Raw genomic sequence first — 7,554 nt, 5'->3', positions numbered from 1 at the left:
GACCTTCGACGAGGGCATCGCGACCGATACCTTCTCGACCATCTGCGCGTTGCGGATGCGAGTCAGCATATCGGCGATAGGATCACTCATGCTCATTTACGTTTCTCCTATTACCAGCTCGCCTTGGTCAGGCCAGGAATCTCGCCACGGAATGCGATTTCACGAATCTTGTTACGCGCGAGGCCGAATTTACGGAACGTGCCACGCGGACGGCCCGTGATCGCGCAGCGGTTACGCTGGCGGGTCGGGTTTGCGTTGCGGGGCAGTTGCTGCAGCTCCAGGCGTGCTTCGTAGCGCTCTTCTTCCGACTTGCTTTGGTCTTCGACGATCGCCTTCAGCGCTTCGCGCTTTGCTGCGAACTTCGCGACCAGGCGGGCGCGCTTCTTTTCACGTTCGATCAGTGCCAGTTTAGCCACGGTAACCTCAGTTTCTGAACGGGAACTTGAAGCTGGCGAGCAGAGCCTTTGCTTCGTCGTCGGTCTTCGCAGTCGTCGTGATGCTGATGTTCAGCCCACGCAGTGCGTCGATCTTGTCGTAATCGATTTCGGGGAAAATGATCTGCTCTTTCACACCGATGTTGTAGTTGCCACGGCCATCGAAAGCACGACCCGACACACCGCGGAAGTCACGCACGCGGGGCAGGGCAACCGTCACGAAACGGTCGAGGAATTCGTACATCGCCTGGCCACGCAGCGTCACCATCGCGCCGATGGGGTAACCCTGGCGGATCTTGAAGCCTGCGATTGCCTTGCGAGCCTTCGTGACGACCGGCTTCTGGCCGGCGATCTTCGTGAGGTCGCCAACGGCGTTCTCGATGATCTTCTTGTCAGCGATCGCTTCGCCAAGACCCATGTTCAGCGTGATCTTGGTGATGCGCGGCACTTCCATGACCGACTTGTAACCGAACTTCTCGATCAGGCCGGGCACAACCTTTTCTTTGTAAAACTCTTGAAAACGAGCCATTTTTTACTCCGCTGCGTCAGGCGCTCAGTACGGCACCGGTCGTCTTCAGGAAGCGAACCTTCTTGCCTTCCTCGACCTTGATGCCAACACGCGACGCCTTGCCATTCGCGTCGACCAGTGCGACGTTCGAAATATGCAGGGGCATCGTCTTCGCTTCCACGCCGCCCGTCGTACCCTTCATCGGGTTCGGCTTCACATGCTTCTTGACGAGGTTGATACCTTCAACCGTCACATGTTCAGCACCGACAGCCAGCACGACGCCGCGCTTGCCCTTGTCCTTGCCAGTGACGACGATGACTTCGTCACCTTTGCGAATCTTGTTCATCGCGACTCCTTACAGCACTTCCGGCGCCAGCGAAACGATCTTCATGAATCGTTCGCTACGCAGCTCACGCGTCACCGGCCCGAAGATACGGGTGCCGATCGGCTCGAGCTTGTTATTCAAAAGCACAGCGGCGTTGCCGTCGAACTTGATCAGCGAGCCGTCTTGACGGCGCACGCCCTTGGCGGTGCGAACCACCACGGCGTTGTAGATTTCGCCTTTCTTCACGCGCCCGCGCGGCGTTGCCTCTTTGACGCTCACCTTGATGATGTCGCCAATGCCGGCATAACGACGCTTCGAGCCGCCGAGCACCTTGATGCACAGGACTTCACGTGCACCCGTGTTGTCGGCTACTTCGAGCCGAGATTCGGTCTGGATCATGGTTTGTCTTTCCCAACTTAATCCGGATGCACCACCATGATGCATTCGGTCAGTCTTGGTCCCGTCAGCCAATCGGCTGCTTGGGTTGGAACAGCAGCGACGGCAAACGAAACCCGCCATCGCAATTCGGTGAATCTTTCGGACAGGCTGGCGCCAGTCCGCTTCCCCCACCAACTTCGCCCGCGACGGGGCTCCCATAAAGAGGGAAGACCAGAATTATAACAAATAATCCTGGTCCCGCAAGCAAAAACTTTGCGATTTCAAGCACTTCGTGGAGAAGTGCCTGTTACTGCCTACTGCACTGCCCGCTTAGATGACGCGAGCGGCTTCGACGAGGCGCGACACCGTCCAGGCCTTCGTCTTCGAAACAGGACGCGTTTCCTGGATTTCGACGAGATCGCCTTCGTTGTAGGTGTTCGCTTCATCGTGCGCGTGGTACTTCTTCGAACGCACGACATACTTGCCGTAGATCGGGTGCTTGACGCGGTGCTCGATCAGCACGGTGACGGTCTTGTCCATCTTGTTGCTGACGACCCGACCGACCAGCGTCCGCTTCAGCGAGGTTTTCACGCTATCGTTCATTTCTGGTTCGCCTTCTGAGTCATGACGGTCCGCACACGTGCGATGTCGCGACGAACCTTCTTCAGCTGGCTCGTGTTCGTGAGCTGCTGGGTCGCGAGTTGCATGCGCAGGCCGAATTGCGCCTTCAGCAGGTCCGCCAGCTCCTTGTTGAGCGCGGCCTGGTCTTTCTGGAGAAGTTCGGAAGCCTTCATGTTTTCTCCTTAGGCGCCGAGCTGGCGCACGATGAATGCCGTCTTGAGCGGCAGCTTGGCTGCGGCCAGACGGAACGCTTCGCGTGCCAGTTCTTCGGTTACGCCGTCCATTTCATAGAGCATCTTGCCCGGCTGAATCTCGGCGACGTAGTACTCCGGGTTACCCTTACCGTTACCCATACGCACTTCGGCCGGCTTCTGCGAAATCGGCTTGTCCGGGAAGATCCGGATCCAGATGCGGCCGCCACGCTTGATGTGACGCGTCATTGCACGACGCGCCGCTTCAATCTGACGTGCGGTCAAACGACCGCGACCGATCGCCTTCAGGCCGAATTCACCGAACGACACTGCGTTGCCGCGCGTCGCCTTACCGGTGTTACGACCCTTCTGCTCTTTACGATACTTTCTGCGTTTCGGTTGCAGCATCGTTATTCTCCAGTCTTGCCGTCTTCGGGCTTGCCGGCGCCGCGGCGCGGTGCGCCACGACGAGCACCCGGAGCGCCGCCTTCGCCATCACGGCGCGGACGACGGTCGCCCGGACGCGCATTGCGACGCGGACGCTTGTCTTCGGCTACTTCTTCCACCACCGGTGCGTCGTTGCGGCCGAGCGTATCGCCCTTGTAGACCCACACCTTGACGCCGATGATCCCGTAAGTCGTCTTCGCTTCCGAAGTCGCGTAGTCGATATCAGCACGCAGCGTATGAAGCGGCACGCGACCTTCGCGATACCACTCCGTACGAGCGATTTCGATACCGTTCAGACGGCCTGCGCTCATGATCTTGATGCCTTGGGCACCCAGACGCATCGCGTTCTGCATCGCACGCTTCATCGCGCGACGGAACATGATCCGGCGCTCGAGCTGTTGCGTGATCGAGTCAGCGATCAGCTGAGCATCGGTTTCCGGCTTGCGGATTTCTTCGATGTTGACGTGAACCGGCACGCCCATGCGGCGTTGCAGTTCCGTCTTCAGCTGTTCGATATCCTCGCCCTTCTTGCCGATGACCACGCCCGGACGCGAGCTGTAAATCGTGATGCGCGCGTTCTTCGCCGGACGCTCGATGACGACCCGACCGACCGAAGCGTTCTTCAGCTTCTTCTTCAGGTATTCACGAACACCGATGTCTTCCTGCAGCATCGCCGCGAAATTGTTGTTGTTCGCGTACCAACGCGAAGCCCAATTGCGGCTGACAGCCAGGCGGAAGCCAGTCGGATGAATTTTCTGTCCCATCGTATGGCTCCTTAATTCCCGACCGTCACAGTGATGTGACAGGATTGCTTCTCGATGCGGTTACCGCGGCCCTTGGCGCGCGCGGTGAAACGCTTGAGCGATGCAGCCTTGTCGACGTAGATGCTCTTGATCTTGAGCTCGTCGATATCAGCGCCTTCGTTGTGCTCCGCATTCGCGATTGCCGACAGCACAACCTTCTTCACGATGCCAGCCGCCTTCTTCGGCGAGAACGTCAGAACGTTCAGCGCCTTGTCGACCGGCAAACCGCGGATCTGGTCAGCCACAAGGCGCGTTTTCTGCGCCGAGATGCGGGCACCGCGATGAATTGCTTTCACTTCCATCTTGATTGCCCCTTATTTCTTGGCCTTCTTGTCGGCTGCGTGACCCTTGAACGTACGGGTCAGTGCGAACTCGCCAAGCTTGTGGCCGACCATGTTTTCCGAGATGTACACCGGAACGTGTTGACGGCCGTTGTGAACAGCGATCGTCAGGCCGATGAAATCCGGCAGAATCGTCGAGCGACGCGACCAGGTCTTGATCGGCTTTTTGTCGCGCGAAGCTGCAGCCGCCTCAACTTTCTTCAGCAAATGGGCGTCGCAGAACGGACCTTTTTTAACAGAACGTGCCATTGCCTACTCCTTAACGCTTGTGACGGCGCTGGACGATCATCGTCGTCGTGCGCTTGTTGCTGCGGGTGCGGTAACCCTTAGCCGGCGTACCCCACGGGCTCACCGGGTCGCGACCTGCAGCCGTCTTGCCCTCACCACCACCGTGCGGGTGATCAACCGGGTTCATCGCAACGCCACGCACCGTCGGGCGGATACCGCGCCAGCGGTTCGCGCCAGCCTTGCCGATCTGGCGCAGGCTATGCTCTTCGTTGCCGACTTCACCGATCGTTGCACGGCACTCGATGTGCACGCGGCGGATTTCGCCCGAACGCAGACGAACCTGCGCGTAGACGCCTTCGCGCGCCAGCAGCATGGCCGACGTGCCAGCCGAACGCGCCATTTGCGCGCCCTTGCCCGGCAGCATCTCGATGCAGTGGATCGTCGTACCGACCGGAATGTTGCGGATCGGCAGCGTGTTGCCTGCACGGATCGGCGCTTCCGAACCCGACATCAGCTGTTGGCCGACGGTCAGGCCCTTCGGGGCGATGATGTAGCGACGTTCGCCGTCTGCGTAGAGCACCAGCGCGATGTTCGCGCTGCGGTTCGGGTCGTACTCGAGACGCTCGACCTTTGCCGGGATGCCATCCTTCGTGCGACGGAAATCGACGATACGATAGTGTTGCTTGTGACCACCACCCTTGTGACGCGTGGTGATACGACCGTTGTTGTTACGGCCGGCGGTCGAGCTCTGCGAGTCGAGCAGTGCCGCGAACGGCTTGCCCTGGTGCAGGTTCTTGTTGACCACCTTGACCATCGCGCGGCGACCCGGCGATGTCGGCTTAACTTTAACGATTGCCATGATTACTTGGCCTCCGCTTCAAAGTTGATTTCCTGGCCGGGCTTCAGGCAAACGTACGCCTTCTTCACGTCCTTGCGGCGGCCCATCGAACGGCCGAAGCGCTTTTGCTTGCCCTTCTGAACCAGCACGTTGACCGAATCAACTTCAACCTTGAACAGCAGCTCGACAGCCGCCTTCACTTCCTGCTTCGTGGCATCCGGTGCGACTTCGAACACGACTTGCTCGTTCTTGTCGGCAACCAGCGTCGCCTTTTCCGAGATCACCGGTGCGAGCAGGACCTGCATCAAACGATGATCGTTCTTGCGAATCTCGCTCATGACAGCAACTCCTCGATCTGGGCGACCGCAGCCTTCGTGACCAGCACTTTCTTGAAGTAGATCAGCGACAGCGGGTCAGCGTAGCGCGGCTCGACAATCGCCACGTGCGGCAGGTTGCGCGAAGCCAGGTACAGGTTCTCGTCGACCGTGTCGGTGATGATCAGCACGGAGTCGAGACCCATGGTCTTGAATTTGTCGGCCAGCAGCTTGGTCTTCGGCGCTTCGAGGATGATGTCCTCGACGACCGACAGACGGCCTTCACGGGCCAGCTGCGAGAAGATCGAGCAGAGACCTGCGCGATGCATCTTCTTGTTGACCTTGTGCGAGAAGTTTTCTTCCGGCGAATTCGGGAAGATACGACCACCGCCACGCCACAGCGGGCTCGACGACATACCGGCACGAGCGCGACCCGTACCCTTCTGGCGCCACGGCTTCTTGGTCGTGTGCTTGACTTGCTCACGGTCCTTCTGTGCGCGGTTACCCTGGCGAGCATTCGCCTGGTAAGCGACGACGACCTGGTGGATCAGCGCTTCGTTGTAGTCACGACCGAACACGACGTCCGATGCGTTGACCACTGCACCTTCCTGACCATTTTCGTTCAGGAGCTTGAGTTCCATTATTTCGCCCCCTTGGTCTTGACGGCCGGCGTCACGAAGACCTTGCCGCCCTTCGCGCCCGGAATCGCACCCTTCACGAGCAGCAGCTTGCGCTCTGCGTCGATACGAGCGATTTCGAGGTTCTGCACCGTCACCGTCACGTCACCCATGTGACCCGTCATGCGTTTACCCGGGAAAACACGACCCGGATCCTGCGCCATACCGATCGAGCCCGGCACGTTGTGCGAGCGCGAGTTACCGTGCGTGGCACGGCCGGAGGAGAAGTTGTAACGCTTGATCGTACCGGCGTAGCCCTTACCGATCGACACGCCTTGCACGTCGACCTTCTGGCCCACTTCGAAAAGATCTGCACCGACCACGGCGCCATTCGACAGCTCGGCTGCCTTGGCCGCGTCAATGCGGAATTCCTTGAGGATTTCACCGGCTTCGACACCGGCTTTGGCGAGATGACCTGCCAGCGGCTTCGTCACGCGCGATGCGCGGCGGGAGCCGAATGCAACCTGCACGGCCGTGTAGCCGTCGGTTTCAACAGTCTTGATCTGCGTCACGCGGTTGTCCGACACGTCCAGCACGGTGACGGGAATCGAATCCCCTTCAGCCGTGAAGATACGGGTCATGCCAACCTTGCGACCTACGAGTCCAAGGCTCATCATTTTCTCCATTCCCGACTGCGATTGGTCGGGGCTGATTTACAAAATGCCGGGCACGCAAGGCCCAACTTTTTTACGCGAATACGCGAAAAGCCAAGCAGTATAGCCCGACTTTCCGATTTCCGCAAGCAATACAAAGACTTAGCACCGCCCGGCGGACCGACCGGCGCTGGAAGCCTTACTGCAGCTTGATTTCCACGTCGACGCCAGCCGGCAGGTCGAGCTTCATCAGCGCGTCAACGGTCTTGTCCGTCGGGTCGACGATGTCCATCAGGCGCTGGTGGGTACGGATTTCGAGCTGATCGCGCGACGTCTTGTTGACGTGCGGCGAACGCAGAATGTCAAAACGCTGAATGCGCGTCGGCAGCGGCACCGGGCCACGGACGATTGCGCCAGTCCGCTTCGCGGTATCGACGATTTCGGCAGCCGATTGATCGATCAGACGATAGTCGAATGCCTTCAGGCGAATGCGGATTTTCTGTTGCTGCATGACAATTCCTTGAAAAGAGCGAGGCGATGTTGCATCGCCGGACACTAAAAGAACGTGAAACATGACGCCAGCGGGGAGCGAAGCATCAGGTTCCGGACAGTACTTCCACTGCTAAGCCCGCGATTCTACACGAAATTCTGAAGTAGTGTTGCGTGTTTCTTGGTGCGCGCAACGCGCCGCCGGAAAAACAAAACCGGGCGCCAGCGCAAGCTGGGCACCCGGTTTCGACGGTACAACCGCGTACCGCGGGAATCGCGGACCCCGTCGGGATCCGCGGATCGTCGATATTACTCGATGATCTTGGCGACGACGCCGGCGCCGACGGTACGGCCGCCTTCGCGGATC

Annotated in this window: 17 protein-coding genes; 1 reads left to right on the top strand and 16 read right to left on the bottom strand. The window is 59.3% G+C overall.

Features of this window, described 5'->3' with window-relative positions; all coding sequences use genetic code 11:
* The 16 genes from rpsH to rpsJ form a co-directional block, all read right to left on the bottom strand.
* A partial coding sequence (gene rpsH / locus JMF90_RS15625; RefSeq protein WP_201325213.1) for a 30S ribosomal protein S8 occupies positions 1-96 on the bottom strand: 96 nt, incomplete at its 3' end.
* A 14-nt stretch (positions 97-110) separates the two neighbouring features.
* Positions 111-416 carry a 30S ribosomal protein S14 gene (rpsN, locus tag JMF90_RS15620; protein ID WP_006482884.1) on the bottom strand — a complete coding sequence of 102 codons (306 nt, stop codon included), beginning with the start codon at positions 414-416 and terminating at the stop codon, positions 111-113.
* Between the two features lie 7 nt (positions 417-423).
* Positions 424-963 (bottom strand): 50S ribosomal protein L5, encoded by a 540-nt coding sequence (gene rplE / locus JMF90_RS15615; protein ID WP_006477186.1) that lies wholly within the window; start codon positions 961-963, stop codon positions 424-426.
* 16 nt (positions 964-979) lie between these two features.
* The gene (gene rplX, locus JMF90_RS15610) at positions 980-1,288 is read right to left on the bottom strand and encodes a 50S ribosomal protein L24 (RefSeq protein ID WP_006477187.1); all 309 of its coding nucleotides are present in this window, start codon (positions 1,286-1,288) and stop codon (positions 980-982) included.
* A 9-nt stretch (positions 1,289-1,297) separates the two neighbouring features.
* The gene (gene rplN / locus JMF90_RS15605; protein ID WP_006482918.1) at positions 1,298-1,666 is read right to left on the bottom strand and encodes a 50S ribosomal protein L14; all 369 of its coding nucleotides are present in this window, start codon (positions 1,664-1,666) and stop codon (positions 1,298-1,300) included.
* Between the two features lie 309 nt (positions 1,667-1,975).
* The gene (rpsQ, locus tag JMF90_RS15600) at positions 1,976-2,248 is read right to left on the bottom strand and encodes a 30S ribosomal protein S17 (protein WP_006477189.1); all 273 of its coding nucleotides are present in this window, start codon (positions 2,246-2,248) and stop codon (positions 1,976-1,978) included.
* Positions 2,245-2,439 (bottom strand): 50S ribosomal protein L29, encoded by a 195-nt coding sequence (gene rpmC / locus JMF90_RS15595; protein WP_006400652.1) that lies wholly within the window; start codon positions 2,437-2,439, stop codon positions 2,245-2,247. Before rpmC ends, rpsQ begins: the two co-directional genes overlap by 4 nt.
* Before the next feature lie 9 nt (positions 2,440-2,448).
* Positions 2,449-2,865, bottom strand: a complete 417-nt coding sequence (gene rplP / locus JMF90_RS15590) for a 50S ribosomal protein L16 (RefSeq protein ID WP_006482873.1) — start codon at positions 2,863-2,865, stop codon at positions 2,449-2,451.
* A gap of 2 nt (positions 2,866-2,867) precedes the next feature.
* On the bottom strand, positions 2,868-3,668 hold the full coding sequence (rpsC, locus tag JMF90_RS15585) for a 30S ribosomal protein S3 (RefSeq protein WP_006482899.1): 801 nt from the start codon (positions 3,666-3,668) through the stop codon (positions 2,868-2,870).
* Positions 3,669-3,679: 11 nt separating this feature from the next.
* A complete protein-coding gene (gene rplV / locus JMF90_RS15580) occupies positions 3,680-4,009 on the bottom strand; it encodes a 50S ribosomal protein L22 (protein ID WP_004199272.1) in 330 nt (109 codons plus the stop codon).
* Between the two features lie 12 nt (positions 4,010-4,021).
* Positions 4,022-4,297, bottom strand: coding sequence for a 30S ribosomal protein S19 (rpsS, locus tag JMF90_RS15575; protein WP_004199273.1), 276 nt, complete (start codon positions 4,295-4,297; stop codon positions 4,022-4,024).
* A gap of 10 nt (positions 4,298-4,307) precedes the next feature.
* Positions 4,308-5,135: a 50S ribosomal protein L2 gene (gene rplB / locus JMF90_RS15570; RefSeq protein ID WP_006482900.1), complete on the bottom strand. Its 828-nt coding sequence runs from the start codon at positions 5,133-5,135 to the stop codon at positions 4,308-4,310.
* 2 nt (positions 5,136-5,137) lie between these two features.
* Entirely contained in the window at positions 5,138-5,452 is a 315-nt protein-coding gene (gene rplW, locus JMF90_RS15565; RefSeq protein ID WP_004199275.1) for a 50S ribosomal protein L23, read from the bottom strand.
* Positions 5,449-6,069, bottom strand: a complete 621-nt coding sequence (gene rplD, locus JMF90_RS15560) for a 50S ribosomal protein L4 (protein ID WP_006477192.1) — start codon at positions 6,067-6,069, stop codon at positions 5,449-5,451. The genes rplW and rplD overlap by 4 nt, the downstream gene beginning before the upstream one ends.
* Positions 6,069-6,719, bottom strand: a complete 651-nt coding sequence (rplC, locus tag JMF90_RS15555; RefSeq protein WP_006482922.1) for a 50S ribosomal protein L3 — start codon at positions 6,717-6,719, stop codon at positions 6,069-6,071. Before rplC ends, rplD begins: the two co-directional genes overlap by 1 nt.
* 178 nt (positions 6,720-6,897) lie before the next feature.
* Complete coding sequence (gene rpsJ / locus JMF90_RS15550) at positions 6,898-7,209, bottom strand: 30S ribosomal protein S10 (RefSeq protein ID WP_004199280.1); 312 nt, start codon at positions 7,207-7,209, stop codon at positions 6,898-6,900.
* A 152-nt stretch (positions 7,210-7,361) separates the two neighbouring features.
* Here rpsJ and JMF90_RS40060 point away from each other — a divergent pair.
* The coding region (locus JMF90_RS40060) for a hypothetical protein (protein WP_236592995.1) at positions 7,362-7,554 on the top strand (193 nt) is incomplete at its 3' end.

The organism is Burkholderia sp. E168m23, from assembly GCF_016586125.1.
Taxonomy (GTDB): Bacteria; Pseudomonadota; Gammaproteobacteria; order Burkholderiales; family Burkholderiaceae; genus Burkholderia; species Burkholderia orbicola.
This window is presented reverse-complemented; position numbering and strand designations above follow the sequence as displayed.